The organism is Paenibacillus sp. ISL-20, from assembly GCF_018613005.1.
GTDB lineage: Bacteria > Bacillota > Bacilli > Paenibacillales > Paenibacillaceae > Paenibacillus_AQ.
In genome coordinates this window covers 1-15,165 of record NZ_JAGGRD010000071.1, presented here as the reverse complement: position 1 = coordinate 15,165, position 15,165 = coordinate 1, and the positions used below count along the sequence as shown (strand labels likewise).

The 15,165-nt window shown below is 49.6% G+C and carries 18 protein-coding genes; 1 reads left to right on the top strand and 17 read right to left on the bottom strand.

Annotated features, from left to right (window positions below):
• Positions 1-435: 435 nt before the first annotated feature.
• The gene (locus J7E85_RS32440; RefSeq protein ID WP_251036210.1) at positions 436-1,326 is read right to left on the bottom strand and encodes a nucleotidyltransferase-like protein; all 891 of its coding nucleotides are present in this window, start codon (positions 1,324-1,326) and stop codon (positions 436-438) included.
• A gap of 175 nt (positions 1,327-1,501) precedes the next feature.
• Here J7E85_RS32440 and J7E85_RS32435 point away from each other — a divergent pair, with 175 nt between their 5' ends.
• Positions 1,502-1,867, top strand: coding sequence for a YgzB family protein (locus J7E85_RS32435; RefSeq protein ID WP_076325456.1), 366 nt, complete (start codon positions 1,502-1,504; stop codon positions 1,865-1,867).
• Between the two features lie 127 nt (positions 1,868-1,994).
• On the opposite strand, the gene J7E85_RS32430 is transcribed toward J7E85_RS32435, so the two are convergent.
• From J7E85_RS32430 to sigY, 16 genes are all read right to left on the bottom strand, one after another.
• Positions 1,995-3,710 (bottom strand): glycosyl hydrolase family 18 protein, encoded by a 1,716-nt coding sequence (locus J7E85_RS32430; protein ID WP_215164081.1) that lies wholly within the window; start codon positions 3,708-3,710, stop codon positions 1,995-1,997.
• A gap of 119 nt (positions 3,711-3,829) precedes the next feature.
• Positions 3,830-4,249, bottom strand: coding sequence for a peroxide-responsive transcriptional repressor PerR (gene perR / locus J7E85_RS32425; RefSeq protein ID WP_071219580.1), 420 nt, complete (start codon positions 4,247-4,249; stop codon positions 3,830-3,832).
• Positions 4,250-4,336: 87 nt separating this feature from the next.
• Positions 4,337-5,656 carry a DUF4097 family beta strand repeat-containing protein gene (locus J7E85_RS32420; RefSeq protein ID WP_215164080.1) on the bottom strand — a complete coding sequence of 440 codons (1,320 nt, stop codon included), beginning with the start codon at positions 5,654-5,656 and terminating at the stop codon, positions 4,337-4,339.
• Between the two features lie 49 nt (positions 5,657-5,705).
• Positions 5,706-6,314 carry a hypothetical protein gene (locus tag J7E85_RS32415; protein WP_098748919.1) on the bottom strand — a complete coding sequence of 203 codons (609 nt, stop codon included), beginning with the start codon at positions 6,312-6,314 and terminating at the stop codon, positions 5,706-5,708.
• Positions 6,315-6,509: 195 nt separating this feature from the next.
• A complete protein-coding gene (locus tag J7E85_RS32410; RefSeq protein WP_076325452.1) occupies positions 6,510-7,223 on the bottom strand; it encodes an MgtC/SapB family protein in 714 nt (237 codons plus the stop codon).
• A 49-nt stretch (positions 7,224-7,272) separates the two neighbouring features.
• Entirely contained in the window at positions 7,273-7,731 is a 459-nt protein-coding gene (locus J7E85_RS32405) for a GNAT family N-acetyltransferase (RefSeq protein ID WP_215164079.1), read from the bottom strand.
• A 120-nt stretch (positions 7,732-7,851) separates the two neighbouring features.
• On the bottom strand, positions 7,852-9,291 hold the full coding sequence (gene gatB, locus J7E85_RS32400; protein WP_098748921.1) for an Asp-tRNA(Asn)/Glu-tRNA(Gln) amidotransferase subunit GatB: 1,440 nt from the start codon (positions 9,289-9,291) through the stop codon (positions 7,852-7,854).
• 30 nt (positions 9,292-9,321) lie between these two features.
• Positions 9,322-10,779, bottom strand: a complete 1,458-nt coding sequence (gene gatA, locus J7E85_RS32395; protein WP_215164078.1) for an Asp-tRNA(Asn)/Glu-tRNA(Gln) amidotransferase subunit GatA — start codon at positions 10,777-10,779, stop codon at positions 9,322-9,324.
• A gap of 20 nt (positions 10,780-10,799) precedes the next feature.
• The gene (gene gatC, locus J7E85_RS32390; RefSeq protein ID WP_071219587.1) at positions 10,800-11,087 is read right to left on the bottom strand and encodes an Asp-tRNA(Asn)/Glu-tRNA(Gln) amidotransferase subunit GatC; all 288 of its coding nucleotides are present in this window, start codon (positions 11,085-11,087) and stop codon (positions 10,800-10,802) included.
• Positions 11,088-11,260: 173 nt separating this feature from the next.
• Positions 11,261-11,641, bottom strand: coding sequence for an ATPase (locus J7E85_RS32385; protein WP_071219588.1), 381 nt, complete (start codon positions 11,639-11,641; stop codon positions 11,261-11,263).
• Between the two features lie 214 nt (positions 11,642-11,855).
• Complete coding sequence (locus J7E85_RS32380) at positions 11,856-12,632, bottom strand: ABC transporter permease subunit (protein ID WP_215164077.1); 777 nt, start codon at positions 12,630-12,632, stop codon at positions 11,856-11,858.
• A complete protein-coding gene (locus J7E85_RS32375) occupies positions 12,629-13,552 on the bottom strand; it encodes an ABC transporter ATP-binding protein (protein WP_215164076.1) in 924 nt (307 codons plus the stop codon). Before J7E85_RS32375 ends, J7E85_RS32380 begins: the two co-directional genes overlap by 4 nt.
• Complete coding sequence (locus J7E85_RS32370; protein WP_098748924.1) at positions 13,549-13,743, bottom strand: PLDc N-terminal domain-containing protein; 195 nt, start codon at positions 13,741-13,743, stop codon at positions 13,549-13,551. Before J7E85_RS32370 ends, J7E85_RS32375 begins: the two co-directional genes overlap by 4 nt.
• Positions 13,744-13,780: 37 nt before the next feature.
• Positions 13,781-13,996, bottom strand: a complete 216-nt coding sequence (locus J7E85_RS32365) for a hypothetical protein (RefSeq protein WP_215164075.1) — start codon at positions 13,994-13,996, stop codon at positions 13,781-13,783.
• Positions 13,996-14,334 carry a YxlC family protein gene (locus J7E85_RS32360; RefSeq protein WP_251036209.1) on the bottom strand — a complete coding sequence of 113 codons (339 nt, stop codon included), beginning with the start codon at positions 14,332-14,334 and terminating at the stop codon, positions 13,996-13,998. The genes J7E85_RS32365 and J7E85_RS32360 overlap by 1 nt, the downstream gene beginning before the upstream one ends.
• Positions 14,315-14,860 (bottom strand): RNA polymerase sigma factor SigY, encoded by a 546-nt coding sequence (sigY, locus tag J7E85_RS32355; protein ID WP_213647773.1) that lies wholly within the window; start codon positions 14,858-14,860, stop codon positions 14,315-14,317. Before sigY ends, J7E85_RS32360 begins: the two co-directional genes overlap by 20 nt.
• Positions 14,861-15,165 lie beyond the last annotated feature (305 nt).

Sequence of the window (15,165 nt, the reverse complement as noted above, 5' to 3'; positions counted from 1 at the left end):
AATTTGTTCAATTCTCTATTTCAACGTTCCACCTAAGTGGTTCGTTTTACTCACTCGTTGTTCAGTTTTCAAAGATCAACTTCTTTGTCTTTCGCCGAAAACTCGTTTTCAGCGGCGACCTTTATAATATATCATGGTGCCCATCGTTTCGTCAAGAACTTTTTTTGAAAACTTTTTAATTCGACATTTTCTTAACCGAATTATCAAAGTCCCTTTCGAAGGGGCGAGTTATAATTTATCACAGAAACAGGCGGCTCGTCAACATGATTCGCTAAATTATTTCCAGGTTTCTTTTAACAGACGTCCTGTGACATCTTTGCACGGTTAAGAACATCTTTTTTCTACACTAACGTTAGATACTGTCTCCTTAGATGCTGTTTTATACCGTTATATTAAATACTTCGGCACAGAAAAAAGAAGGACTCGCGTCCTTCCTTAGTCGGTGTAGTACCGGATGGCTTCAGATCCATAAGATCGAATTCCTCTCCATAGCGGAACTTCCTTCACAAGTGATTGATACACCAGCTTGCGCATCACGATCGGCAGCTCCTTGCATACTGGTGCCAGCTCAGGGTGGAGAATAAGCTCCTGTATCGTCCAGGGATTCCGCCGGCTTCTTAATACGCGGAGCAGCAGCGCTGCTGAGCTCTCCAGCTTGGATATCATGGAGAATTCATAGGCCAGCAGGGCCAGCTCCACTCGTTGCCCTAGCGTTTCCGTACTGACCGTAAGCTCTTCATATAATTTGCGGACGGGTGTATTCAATCCTGTAATCTGCTCCCAAACAGCCGACTCCGGATGAATCCCCCGCTCGATCAGCTCCAGCTGCCCCCAATGATGTAGACCTTCTAATAGAGTATGGTAAGCATCCAGAACCCGCTCTTCCTTCAAGTGCATCTTGGCATCCATATACTTTTGTAGAAAGTGGGCAAAACCAATAAACAATTTTTGCTCCCGGAACGGTTCAGCAAATCTAAGGAAATCACGGCGCAGATTGGACAGGCGATCTTGATCGTCTTTTATGATATCTCCTTCTAGGAAGCATTTGATCAATACTTTGTTTGTGCCGCTCAGGAGTTCCCGATGCAAACCGTCCAGTCCGATACTTACAACCTGGCAGCGTTCCCCGCCTACAATAGAATGCTGGATGGGAGGCTCATCAGGTGTTCCGTCATACACGACAACAATATTGACCTCAAAATCATAAACAAGTAATCCTTGCTGCCTCTTGTCCGAATTACGGTATGCTATCGCCCCTACAGCTTCCTCATCAACCGTATTTCCATAATAAAAAGAAAAGTTGGTTAATTCCACGTTTCCCTCCATACATTCCTTGGCGAATTTCAGCCATTTCAGTTATAATGTAATTCTACATGTCCATGTAAGTTCCTTCTTTTAGGAGATAAGATCTTATGAAGACGACAAACGAAAATACAAGATTTCATTTCTCGGTTCACGTTATTTCATAAACAACTATTTGAATGACAGGAGTTTTCGAGCCATGATCTTTAAGAACGCAAAAATCAACGCCTTCCGCACTTGGGGATTGCTGCTGACGATGCTGGGTATGGGCCTTATGGTGCTTGGTACAGCCGGAATCGTATTCTTCGGCCAAGCTGGCAAAATATTTGCCGGAATCGGATTGGTGTTTGGCCTGATTATGATGCTGGGGAGTCTCGGCATTTACTTCTGGGCAGGTATGTTATCCACGAGTGCCGTCCAAATTCAGTGCCCGGAATGCAATAAATTGACCAAGATGTTGGGAAAAACCGACCGCTGCATGTTCTGCCATACGATTTTGACACTGGATCCAGGTCAGGCCAACATCACAGCAGAAGAGCTTGAAGCCCAGCAGACCAAATCCTAAAGGGGTTTGCAGAACCTGCATATTCAATAGGATTCGCAACTCGTAAGACGATTAAACATAAAGAACCCGGTTATCCTCACGATAACCGGGTTCTTTATTATGATATGAAGATAAGTTCTGTTCATCCTTAATCATGTATCGTCTTCAGAACATGCCAGGTTTCCGGAATGGCAAAGCTTCGATTCCACGAAGCAATGCCGCCAAGCTTCAGCTTTTTGGCCATATTCACTCGGGACTGCAGAGAAGTGCCGTCCTCCATCCATATTTTCTTGATGGATTCTCCCTCTGTGAACTGAACATAGTTCTGCCCTGTACTGGCATCAAGCGTACCTTTCACTTTTTGTTCCTTAAGCAGGGTCTGCAGCTTCTCCATTCCAATCGCTTTGGAGGATACCTTCGTCTCTCCCGCTTCGCTTGTTTCCGTCCACACCCGTGTATATAACGGTACGCCCAACACCAGCTTGGACGACGGTACCGCGTCCTCCTCCATGATGCGCCTTACCGACTGCTCGGCCCATGGCAGTGAAGATACAGATCCCGCTTTCGGACTCGCGGCCCAGTGCTCATCATAAGCCATCACCATCATGTAATCAACCGTCTCTCCGAGCCGCTTCCGATCGAGAAAGAGCGACCACATCTCGCTGTTCGATTTTGGCGTAACATCAATTGAAACGATCAGCCCTCTGGCTTTGGCCAGCGGCTTCATTTCCCTCACGAACTGAACGACATGATCTTTATCCTTGGTATGGACATTTTCAAAGTCGATATTGATTCCGTCGAGTTTATATTGCTTGGCATAAGACAGCATCTGCTTGATAATATGTGATCTTCTATCAAAAGTAGACAGCGCTTCGGTTGTCATATCAGGATCGAAGCTGTTGTCCATCAGAGCCCAAACCTCCATGTTCCTGTTATGGGCCCAGCTTACATACTGCTTAACGGCTTTGGATTTGACCGTGCCCTCACCATCCACAATGTTGAACCAGGTCGGACTGACCACGTTAACACCGGGCAGTTCGCCAATGCGATCCGTGCTGGGATTTTTGGTATAAACAGCTTCCCATGCCAGATTGACTGACTTATCCTTCCATTCCAGCTCTGCCCGCGAAGGAGTCTGCGCAAGCAACGGAAGTTCCTTCACGTCCCCAAGTTTAATTTGCTCTTTAAGAACATATCCTGTATACCCGTTATCCGCCTGGACGAATAACCATCCCTCTTCTTCACGCCATACGCGAAGCCGCTCACCGGCCGGCATGTCCAGTACAATCGGAGACCTCTTCTCCCCGCTCTCGCGCAGAGCCACGGTGTCCTCAGGGTTACCGGGTGCTGCCTCGGCAAGCTGAATCGAATCCCCTGCACGCATCAGAATGATGGCGCCTGTCGCCGTGTCCTCGTGAATGGCCACACCATAATGCTGTTTGAGCGGCTTAATCGGAACATAGGCAATGCCGTCAATCAGCTTAGGTGCGTAGGGAATGGTGACCGCCTTGCCGTTCAGCTCGCCCTTCGTGCTGTCCATCTTCATGCGGAATACCGATTCCGAAGTCGTTACAATGACGGATTCCGTTTCCTGCTCATAACGGATGTTGGCATCCACGCTCTCCTGAATCACCGTTATCGGCAGCAGCAGCTCTTCCCCGGAGCCCCGTGCAGGCTGTTCCTTCAGTTCCCCCTGAACAAAAATCGGCTTGTCCATTCCACGCCAGTCCGGCACGGTATAGGTCTGGTTCGGAAATAATGTAGTAACAACCCACCAGACCCCCGCCGCAATCAACAACAACCCCAGAAAGAAAGAGCTTCCTCTCGTACGCCTCTTTTTTCCCCGATATCTTCTTCTTGCCAACCTACTCCCCCATTTCACTCTTGCTCATGACTAATCCCTTGATACAGAATAACGCCGCCCTTAAAAATAAAAACGTGTGGAATGGTTCATTCCGCACGTTCATTTATAATAACCGGCGTCTATTGGCAGGACTTGCAGAGCCCATACAGCTCCATTCGTAGTCCCTTTACTTCAAACCCGGTGCTTTTCTCAGCCTGTATTCCAACATCTTCAAGGGACGGATAGCTGAAATCTTCGATTTTACCGCAACTCTGACATATAACATGATGATGATCCGATACGTTGGCGTCAAAACGACTCGAGTTATCCCCGTACGTCAGCTCACGCACCATGCCGGCTTCAATAAACATTTTTAAATTGTTGTATACTGTGGCTACGCTCATACTAGGAAAATTAGGTTCCAGAGCCCGATAAATATCATCCGCTGTCGGATGGCCCATAGATTCCACCAGATACGTTAAAATCGCATGACGTTGCGGCGTGATACGGACACCGGTCGTTTTCAGTTGTTCCAGCGCATGCTGTACGGACGTTCCCATGGTTGCCCACCGCCTTCAAGTTTAACTGGTTTTTACAAAACCTATACCGTTCTTAGACTTCATTGTACGGCGTTTCTTGGATTGTTGTCAATCCGGCAGAGGCGTCCAGCCCCCGCTGTTCCGGCCTTCCTCCCGCTCCGGATAGCTTCGGTAGATGTTCAGATTACTGTTTCCCTCAATACGAATGGAATGTTCGCCTGTACCGGATTCACCGGAGATGGTTTTCTGTTCGATCAAGAGATTGGGCAGCGTCGTCAGAATTCTGCCGTAGCTAATCGTCCCTTCTAGCTTGTAATCGCCCTCGAGCGGAATGTGAAGATTCATCTCTCCAACCGCACTGTATATATTCCAATCACCACCAATGCGGGATGAACGGATAGCCACTCCACCATTGAGAGATTCAGCGCTTAATTGCGACTCTGCCCCGCTGATCAGAATATTGCCGTTTCTCGTCTGAGCCCGGATAAGATCGGTCGTTCGCTTTACCGTCATATTCCCCACTTGTGTGGTTAAATCCGTTTCGCCCGTAATGTCGACGGCCAGCATATTCCCGCGATTAGTGGACATTTTAATATTACCGGTAACGCCGCGCGCCGTAATTTCGCCATTTAAGGTCTTGCCCGTAACATTTCCGTATATCCGATCCATCGTAATAGGCCCATTACCGCTCTCAAGCAAAATATTCTCAATCGCTTCCACGCGGTTTAAGGTAATCGCTCCGTTCATCGTTCGAATCTCAAAATTGAATCGTCGATCATCCGGAACCGCGATGTTCAAGTTCATACGAGGCTGCCGCTTACCCGATTCTCCATAGGCCTTCCCCTTGGAACGAATCGTGATGGTCTTGCCTTCCCCCACTTCGATCGTCGACTGCTCGGCGATCGCTTCAGCTAAACCGGGCTGCTCATGATCAACCCATACTTCCGTCTCCACCTTGATATCGTCTACATCCTGCCGTGTGATGGAGATATCCCCGTTTAAGTGATCAACGATGACTTTCTCGGTTTCAAGCTCCACTGGAATCTCCAATGTCGGCTTCCGGAACCGGTTATCTTCAGCTTCGCTGTAATCCACTCCCGCTGCCGTCAAGTTCAGGCTCACCCGGTTCCAGAGATGGAGAAAATGCTCCTGCTGGGAAATGACGAATACGGAGGCCGTAACAGCCACTGCCAGCAAAATCCCCCTCATGTCCGGCCGAAACCGAAATTCTTTGCCTCTGCCTAAGAGACGCGATAGCGTGTACCTAACTAAATATTCAACGCCGAGCAGGATAAATAACAGCGGCCACCAACGCTGGAGCGTAAATATATAATCCGTGCCTCTCCACTCGTCCAGCAGCAATAAGACGCCTGTACATACAAGCAGCAAAGCGGCTGTATATCGTCCCACTCTAATTTTATGTTTCATCCGTCTCCTCCCTCATCTGTTGGGCAGCTATCACCGTACACTGTGTGCGTTATAGGAACTTGCCCTTGTCTCTTCGGTGCCGGAGAGCTTCCCGGATGCCTGCCCATATCCCGATAACGATCAGCATGATGGCAGAGGCTTCCGCACCATAGTCGCGTATTCCTGTCTGCAGCCAAGGCGGCTTCTGATGAAACAAAATAAGCAGGGTCCCTGTAACAACCAACATGATGCCAAAAGCGATTCCCCGTTCACCCCGGAACGGATGGTTCCGTCCTCTTCCGTCCTCAGAAGCAGCGGCTACCTCACCACGTTTTTTCCGGGAAATGATATATTCTGCTGCCTGAAGCACGTCATACACGTTATAGAAATACCCTACCGGAATCAGAAGACCCAGGACGACAAGCAGCGGTACATTGATCTGCATACCAATGGAAGAGAAATATAAAAGCGCCGATATATCCAGCAGCAGCAACATAATAAATGTTATCCCCTTGCGGTACATACCGAGGTATAAATGACCCAGGCCCGGAATGAGAGCCGCTAATAGAAGTGCATATAATTTCCGCTTTTTTCGCTGCAGCCCCGGGTGACGCTTAACCTGGACCTGATGCCGTTTCTTCTTGCTGACTTCGGTTTGTGGTTCGGGTGTTGGATTCATAACCTTCTCGCCTCCTTCCAAACATCCTGGGACAGGCGTTGTTTTACGATGTTTTTCTTTGATAGTACCCCAACGAGGAGCCGAAGTAACTGGCAAAAAACTGGATAGACTGTCCGCAGAAGGCTGGCAAGCCCGCAAAAAAAACGGCACCGCCGATGGTTCAGCAGTACCGTTTGTTATGGTTCATTCCATATTCTATTCAGCCGTTACCATCGTTACATGGCCGACTCCCCGCAACTGCCGGGTGATCTCCATCGGTTCGAATTTGCGATCGGTCAAGACGTGCAGCGAAATTTCGAGCCCTAATACCGCAGGCTGCAGCTCCCCGTATGCCACACTGCTTCGTTCGTTAACGATAAGCTTCTTGATCACGAATTCCTGTTCCTCCAGAACAGCGGATATGTCCTCCAAAATATTCGGCGTATTCGCTGCGTGGACAGTGATCAGATGCAGTTTGCTCCCGCGGATGTATCGCTGTTCCAGCTTATTGAAGACAACCAGATTAAGAAGAATTAGTACTGTTGATACAATCGAGGCAAAATAAAAGCCAGCCCCGACCGCCAACCCCACGGCTCCCACGACCCAGATGGACGCGGCAGTGGTTAATCCGGTAATGGATTTACCCGTAAACAGAATGGTACCGGCACCCAAGAAACCGATCCCTGTAATGACGGCTGTTGCCAAACGCGCAGGGTCAATCCGAACGTTAATCTCGTCTACAAAATCCGAAAAACCGTAAATGGATAACAGCATAATAAGTGTAGAACCCAAGCATACCAATATATGCGTGCGCAATCCCGCAGCATGGTTGGAACGTTCCCGTTCAAAACCGATCAAGCCGCCAAGCAGCATAGCCAGCAGCAATCTTAATAAAATGGATACATTATCTATCACCCAAGGATTATTCAAAAGAACGATACTCCCCTCACGTCTGCTTCAATCGCTTATGCTATATCATTCATTGTAAATGAAGATGGAACTCGGTCAATTCCACGCCCGGAGCAACCTCAAAAGCGTGATTCTTTACAAACCCGAATTTCTCATACAACGTTACCGCAGGCGTATTGCGCGTCCCTGTTGAGACCACGAACATGGGCGCCTCCTTGTAGGATTCCAACACATGTCGAATTAAAATCCCCGCGATCCCTTTGCGAAAATGACCGGGATGGACCATCATCCGTGATATGGTAACCTGCTCCTGTTCCGGCTCTACCGCAATAGCTCCAATAAGGTCACCTTCTTCATTTATATAACCAAAAAAAGTTTCCCCGCTCGTACGGATCGTATCGAAAGTATCCTGCAGTGGAGGGATTTCCGAGAATCCGATTAATTCAGCTTCCAAAGGGTACGCCATGTGCTGCAGACTCCATATCTGCTGGACGGTATCCCTATCTTCCAAAGATAATGCTCTTATCATATATTCATCCCCTAACCAAGTTATTATTTCTGATATCTTAAAAAGGAACTTGCCCCTAATGCGGGGCAAGCTCCCATTATCTAAATACATTTCGGGAACATGACGGATAAACGTCGTTGATTATCCGTTCAGCACCTCAACCAGCAGTTTGTTGGCCAGCGCAGGATTGGCTTTTCCCTTGCTCTCTTTCATCACTTGACCAACCAGGAAGCCGATTGCTTTCTGTTTACCTGCCTTGTAGTCCTCTACGGATTGCGGATTGTTTGCAACCACCTGCTCGACAATACTCTTGATCGCACCTTCATCGCTGATTTGGACGAGGCCCTTCTCCTCAACGATTTGCGCAGGCAGCTTGCCACTCTCCAGCATCTCTTTGAAGACGGTTTTGGCGATTTTGCTGCTGATGGTTCCCTTCTCGATCAATCCGATCATCTCGCCCAGGCCTTGGCCCGTGATCTTCACTTCAGACAGCTCCAGATTGTTCGAGTTCAAATAACCCAGCAAATCTCCCATGATCCAGTTCGATACGGATTTGGCATCCTTTGTATAGTTCAAGCTGTCCTCGAAGAAGTCGGCGAGCAGCTTGGACGACGTGATAACCGCCGCATCATAATCCGGCAATCCATACTCCGAAGCATAACGGGCCTTACGGGCATCCGGAAGCTCCGGAATCGTCGCACGAATCGCTTCTTTCCATTCCTCGCTAATATGCACCGATACCAGATCCGGGTCCGGGAAATAACGGTAGTCGTGCGCCTGCTCCTTCCCGCGCATGGAGAAGGTTTTTGCCTGCGCTTCGTCCCAGCGGCGGGTTTCCTGTACGATCACGCCGCCCTCATCAAGAATTTCCGTTTGCCGGTACTGCTCATATTCCAAACCGCGCTGTACACCGCGGAAGGAGTTCATATTCTTCAGCTCGGCCTTGGTGCCGAATTCTTCCTGTCCCCATGGACGAAGGCTGATGTTGGCGTCACAGCGAAGCGAACCCTCCTCCATCTTCACGTCGGAGACGTCGCAGTATTGCATAATCGCACGTATTTTCTCCAGATAAGCCTTGGCTTCCTCCGGCGATGAGATCTCCGGTTCGGACACGATCTCAACGAGCGGTGTTCCTACGCGGTTAAAATCCACCAAGGAGGCATATCCGCCATCCACGTGCGTGAGTTTACCGGCATCCTCCTCCAGATGAAGCCGGGTTATCCCGATTCGCTTCGTCTTCCCATCCACCTCAATATCGATCCAGCCGTTTTCACCGATCGGCTGATCGTACTGGGAAATCTGGTATGCTTTCGGAGAATCCGGGTAGAAATAGTTCTTGCGGTCAAATTTGCTGATATCGCCGATAGTGCAGTTCAGCGCCATCGCAGCCTTCATAGCATATTCCACAGCCTGGCGGTTTAATACGGGCAGCACGCCGGGATGGCCAAGACAGATGGGACATGTATGCGTGTTCGGCGGGGCTCCAAACGCAGTGGAGCAGCCGCAAAATATTTTGGAATTCGTATGCAGCTCTACGTGCACTTCCAATCCGATAACCGTTTCATATTTTGATGTAGACATCGATTGTTTCCCTCCTTCTCTGCCGCCGGTTTACAGTTCAGGGCGCCGTTTATGGTGTTCAGTATTTTGCTCGTAGGCATGTGCGACGCGCAGTACGGTCGACTCATCAAAGGCTTTGCCGATAATTTGCATACCTACGGGCAGTCCGTCCGCGAATCCGCAAGGAACACTGACTGCCGGCACACCTGCCAAGCTGACAGGAATCGTCAGGATATCATTCAAATACATCGTGAGCGGATCGTCCACCTGAGCTCCCAGCTTGAAAGCCGTAGTCGGAGCTGTAGGTCCGATGACGACATCATATTGCTCGAATACTTTATCGAAGTCCTGCTTGATGAGTGTACGGGCTTTCTGTGCCTTCAAATAATAGGCGTCGTAATAGCCCGAGCTAAGCGCATAGGTACCCAGCATGATGCGGCGTTTCACCTCATCGCCGAAGCCTTGGCTGCGGGACTCATGATACAGGTCGATCAGACTGCCTGCATTGTCGGAACGAACGCCATAGCGTACGCCGTCAAAGCGGGCCAGGTTCGAAGAAGCCTCCGAAGAAGCGAGCAAATAATACGTTGCTACGGCATAGTCGGTATGTGGGAGGGAAACTTCATCCCAGGTAGCGCCCATTGCTTCGAGCACCTTCAGTGCGTTCAGGACGGTTTCCTTCACTTCAGCGTCAACACCCTCGCCCAGGTATTCCTTAGGCACGGCAATGCGAAGACCCGTAACATCTCCGGATAACGCGCTCAGATAGTCGGGCACGTCCACTTTGGCAGATGTCGAATCCATTGGGTCATAGCCGGCAATAGCTTGCAGGACATACGCGGAATCTTCCACATTTTTCGTCAAAGGTCCGATCTGATCCAGCGATGATGCAAAGGCAACAAGGCCGAACCGGGATACGAGGCCATAGGTTGGTTTCAGTCCCACGACACCGCAATAAGAGGCAGGCTGCCTGATGGAACCGCCTGTATCTGAACCCAGCGCAAAGTATGCTTCACCTGCAGCTACAGCCGCAGCCGAGCCGCCGCTGGATCCACCGGGCACCCGATCTAAATCCCATGGGTTGCGCACCGGGTAGAAGCTGGAGTTCTCATTGGAGCCTCCCATTGCAAATTCATCCATGTTCAGCTTGCCGATTGTCACCGTATCCGCTGCACGCAATTTACCGACAACCGTCGCATCATAAACCGGTGTGAAATTGGACAAAAACTGACTTGCACATGTGGTGCGAAGTCCTTCTGTCACGATATTATCCTTGATTCCGACAGGAAGCCCGAACAACAGCCCGCGCGTCCCCTCTGAAGCCAGCTTCTCATCCAAAGCCTTGGCGGATGAACGAGCACCTTCCTCGTCCAAAGTAATAAATGCCTTCACCCGATCCTCACGTTCGGAAATACGAGTAAAAGCTTGGTCAACCAGATCGGTTACAGAAAGCTCCTTATTCCGCAGCTTATTATGTATCTCCGTTAGCTTATAATCAAACAGACTCAAGTGTGTATCCTCCCTTCAGGCTATTCCAAAACAGCAGGTACTTTAATTTGATCGTCTTCTTCATCCGGTGCATTAAGCAGCACTTTCTCGATGGGCAAGCTCTCGCGTACTTCGTCTTCTCTCATGACATTGCTGAGATGAAGCACGTGTGTAGTCGGCTCAACACCTTCTGTATCCAATTCATTTAACTTCTCGGCATATTGTAAAATCGCATTCAGTTGGCCGGTAAACATCTGCTCTTCTTCAGGCGTCAAATTCAAACGGGCCAGCTTCGCTACATGCTGAACATCCTTATCGGTAATGCTCATGGCTTTACATCCTCCTTCATGCCCCTATCCAGTTAAAGGGGTAAAGTCTGTCACGACAACTTTTCTCATTATATTGTAGAAGCATGCAAGATTCAATCCAAACAGCTTGAAGCTTGCTGCTTCGGCGTTGCTTTTCCATTCCATCAAAAAAGAGTCGGCCTCAGCCGACTCTTCTAAATCCAAGCACGAAGATTCACTTGTTTGATGAAATCCGCCTGGGATATTGCTTCCTTGGTTTCTTCTTCCTCTTCAACACTTTCCAACTCGCCGTTCATCACTTGATGAAACAGCTTCTCATTATATGTCGACAGGGCGAAATCGATGAGCGCTTCCCGCTCGACCCGCTCGGCTTCCTGTTTCAACACGATTGATTCCAGCTCTACATCATCTGCCGGAACAAAAAAATTACGGTTGAGGCTCGGAATCCGAATGACGTAATCGAACGCATTGTCCGGATTTCGGTCATAAGCGATGATATAACCGTATTGACCGATTGGAAGATTCTGCTCAAAGGCGTCCGCAACGATTGTAATCTTTTCCCCTAAACGCAGCATCGTCTACCTCCTGAGTTGTCTATCCTTTTTTTAGAGATAAGAAAATATAAACTTCAGAGGTTTATCATCCTTATCTCGCAAGAAAAACTTCCGCTAAATACGGTCTCTCTTCTGATAACGTACGTCGATAGACGTTTTTCTTGTCTTCATAGTCTACTAAAAAAAGATAGAGATGTCCATGTGATTCAGATAAAACCTGAATCTCCCATGGAAACTAGGATTGCGGGGACAATGGACTCCTTCTGAGCAGCTTGGCGGCAACGATAATCGACACCACCATAATCAGCATGGCAACGAGTATCGGTGACCACGCGCTGCTCCCTGTACCAAGAATTCGCTCCGCGGCCATGCTGCTTAACCGGCCCGGGCTCCATTGAACGCGGGAGGGCAGCAGCCCGGATAAGAGCGAAAGTACGCCGGCAACGGCCAAGCTGATGAAGGCCGCAGCTGGCCCGCGAAGGAAGGCGCCGAGCGGCAGTACAAGCGTTACGATCCAGGCCAGCCATAACGCATATAAGCCTCCGCCGCTGGTAACCGCTCCCCATTCCAAAGGACCGATGAGCTGATACGTGTAATAAGCAGCACCCCCAAGCCCAAGCGCAAAAGAAACGACCATCAACGTCATCATGGCAGCCCATTTGGCAGCCATCATGGGAATCGTGGATACCGAGCGGGCGAGAACAAGCTCAGCCGTGCCGGTGGCCCGCTCCCCTGCTACCGTGTTCATTCCGGCCAGCACAAGCACCAGCAGGCCGATGGCGCTGAATTGGCTCAAGGTTGATGCCATCACGTTCTCAGCGGACGGGACGGTAAACAACGCCGCCGCTTCCGGAGGCAACTCCCCGGCCATGGTAAGAATCTCCGGCAAATAATAAGTGGATACCGGCTGCATAATGCCAAGAAGCAGAAAGACCGCGGGGACCCAAATCCATTTATAGGTCCGACCTGCCTCGAGCATTTCTTTTTGATAATAAATCCAGAACGGCTTCATGAGCCCACCACCTTCATAAACATATCCTCGAGCGAAGACGTGCCCGCTTCAAAACGAAGCAGCTCGATTCCGTCATCGGCAAGCTCCTTGATTAACGCAGCACGCGCAACATCCATATCCGTCACCATCAGCTTGGCGCCGCGTTTGCCGAGCTCGATCTCATGCACATAAGGACGGCTCGCAAGACTGCCGAGCCAAGCAACCTCCCGCTCCCCCGGTTCAACCTCAATCGATAGGACCGGCTGGCGGTATTTCGTGCGAAGTTCACTAAGGGCGCCTTTCTCCGCAATTTCCCCGTCTACCATCAGTACCATGTCATCGCAAATTTCCTCCGCATCGTGAAGCACATGGGTAGAGAACAGAACGGTGACTTCCCCACACAAGCGATCCAAGAGGTCCATAACCTCACGGCGCCCGATCGGATCAAGCGCCGATACCGGCTCGTCCAGCATAATCAGCTCGGGCTCATGCACAAGTGCCTGAGCGATGCCAAGCCGCTGCTTCATTCCGCCGGAGTAACCGGATATTCGGCGTTTAGCCGCCTGCTGCAGGCCTACCATTTCGATGACTTCCCGACTTCGCTTAATAGCCTCTCGTCCGGATAATCCCGACAGCTTGGCGCTGAAAGACAAGTACTCCATGCCTGACATCCAGCTATAAAATTTCGGATACTGAGGCAAGTAACCAATACGGTTACGCCAGCCGCTCGTTTGCGTATCGGCTGATCCATATCGGATCTCCCCCCGGGTTGGAGGTATCAATCCAGCCAGCATCCGCAGTGTAGTTGTTTTGCCGGCACCATTAGGACCAAGCAGCGCAGTGCAGCTTCCACGCTGCAATTCAAATGAGATGCCCTTGACCGGTGTGATGCTTCCTATGCTTTTGGTCAATTCATGAATGCTTAAAAGCTTCTCCGTCAAACTTCTCGCCTCCCCGCAACGAAATAAGCAACGCTACCAATCAGGTTGCCCAGCAGAATAATGAGCACCCACATCCATCTCGCTCCACGAATACTCGCAGGCTCTGCCCTGAACAGAGATACAAGTCCTGTCACCGCGAGAATCACTTGCAGTGCAAGGATCGGCCAGATCAATCCCCAAATCATATCCATCTTAATCCCCCTAATTTTTCATATATAATGTAAGAACTTAAGACTTGCGATCGTCTTCGTCTTTACGAATGACAAAAATCCAGTATAAAAGCAGCGGCATCGGCATGGTCGTAGAACCCCATATCCCCCAGAACCAGGCCATTTTGCCAAGCCCCCGCTTCCTTGCATCCAGGAAAAGCCATGTTCCCTGCATAAGCACGAGTACCACAGCTGCGATGATCACGCCCAGCGGAGCTGCATTCACTTCATTCATCAGATCCCCTTCTTTCCGGCAGATCTCAAACGTTTGGAAAATACAAGAACGGAAATCCCCCCAACCATGCCGAATCCATGAATGAACAGCAGGATCACCGGCGCTGCCAGGGCAGCCATCAATCCACCTCCAACGATAAAGAATGCAACCAGAAGAAAGAGTATCAACTCGTATTTCATCCGGCGCCGGCGCCGCTCCAAGGTATGAACGGCTAACTTGTGCATTCCTTCCAGAGAGGGCGACGGCACGTCCTCAAACAATTCATCTACCCTTTTTAACTCTTGAGTCAATCCTTCAATCCAAGCATCATCCTCATGCTCAGGCCCTTTGACCATCATCACCCATCTCCTTTCGCAGCTGCTTGATACCGTAGGCTGTTCGTGATTTTACCGTTCCCTCGGGAATGCCAAGCATGGTTCCGATTTCATCATAGCTGTAACCGTAATAATGCTTCAGCAGTATGGCAATCCGGTGATCTTCGGATAAGCGCGATAATCCATCCAGCATGTCTGTCCAATCTTCTCCCCGCCGCTCCATCTGCCAGCGCATCCGCCTTGCCGACTGAACCGCCTCCTGCTCCAGCCATTTCTTCTCCCGCTTCCTTCGCCGGGTACTATCGATGAACAATCGAGTAGCAATGGTTATCATCCATGAGGAAAAAGATGACGTCCCGTTGTAACGGTTCATATTCTCCATGCATCGAACAATGGTATCCTGTGCAGTATCTTCTGCAACCATCGGGTCCATCGTCACCTTAAGCAAATATTTATAAAGAAAGGAATAATGCTGCTTGAATAATAGCGCCATAGCCGCTGCATCTCCTAATTGCGCTTGTCGTATCAAACCCTCTTCATCAGGGATCATGATGAAATCATCACCTTCTTTCGCATTCCACCGTAATACGATTACCGACAGCTAATCGTTCAAATGGATATTTATATTTATCGTATACCGAATGTTATCATTTATTTAAATTCAATCAGGACGGCAAGAAATTCATCGATATCTGTAAAAAAACTCAATCATAACCACCCGTCCAACGGGTGGTTTGCACTTGGGGTATAACCCCCTGTTGCCAAACTGCGCCTAAAGACGCTAGCCTGACCACAAATCTGTTCAGGCTCAGTGTAATTTGTCACTTCCACTTACCAGTTAAACTGGTTTACTTC

Coding starts and splice junctions, on each gene's coding strand:
- J7E85_RS32440 (WP_251036210.1), bottom strand. CDS start 1,326: ATGGAGGGAAACGTGGAATTAACCAACTTTTCTTTTTATTATGGAAAT.
- sigY (WP_213647773.1), bottom strand. CDS start 14,860: ATGATCCCTGATGAAGAGGGTTTGATACGACAAGCGCAATTAGGAGAT.
- J7E85_RS32385 (WP_071219588.1), bottom strand. CDS start 11,641: ATGCTGCGTTTAGGGGAAAAGATTACAATCGTTGCGGACGCCTTTGAG.
- perR (WP_071219580.1), bottom strand. CDS start 4,249: ATGGGAACGTCCGTACAGCATGCGCTGGAACAACTGAAAACGACCGGT.
- J7E85_RS32380 (WP_215164077.1), bottom strand. CDS start 12,632: ATGAAGCCGTTCTGGATTTATTATCAAAAAGAAATGCTCGAGGCAGGT.
- gatC (WP_071219587.1), bottom strand. CDS start 11,087: ATGAGCATTACCGATAAGGATGTTCAGCATGTAGCGAAGCTGGCCCGT.
- J7E85_RS32405 (WP_215164079.1), bottom strand. CDS start 7,731: ATGATAAGAGCATTATCTTTGGAAGATAGGGATACCGTCCAGCAGATA.
- J7E85_RS32370 (WP_098748924.1), bottom strand. CDS start 13,743: ATGGATATGATTTGGGGATTGATCTGGCCGATCCTTGCACTGCAAGTG.
- J7E85_RS32360 (WP_251036209.1), bottom strand. CDS start 14,334: ATGATGGTCAAAGGGCCTGAGCATGAGGATGATGCTTGGATTGAAGGA.
- J7E85_RS32415 (WP_098748919.1), bottom strand. CDS start 6,314: ATGAATCCAACACCCGAACCACAAACCGAAGTCAGCAAGAAGAAACGG.
- J7E85_RS32435 (WP_076325456.1), top strand. CDS start 1,502: ATGATCTTTAAGAACGCAAAAATCAACGCCTTCCGCACTTGGGGATTG.
- gatB (WP_098748921.1), bottom strand. CDS start 9,291: ATGTCTACATCAAAATATGAAACGGTTATCGGATTGGAAGTGCACGTA.
- J7E85_RS32420 (WP_215164080.1), bottom strand. CDS start 5,656: ATGAAACATAAAATTAGAGTGGGACGATATACAGCCGCTTTGCTGCTT.
- J7E85_RS32365 (WP_215164075.1), bottom strand. CDS start 13,996: ATGAATGAAGTGAATGCAGCTCCGCTGGGCGTGATCATCGCAGCTGTG.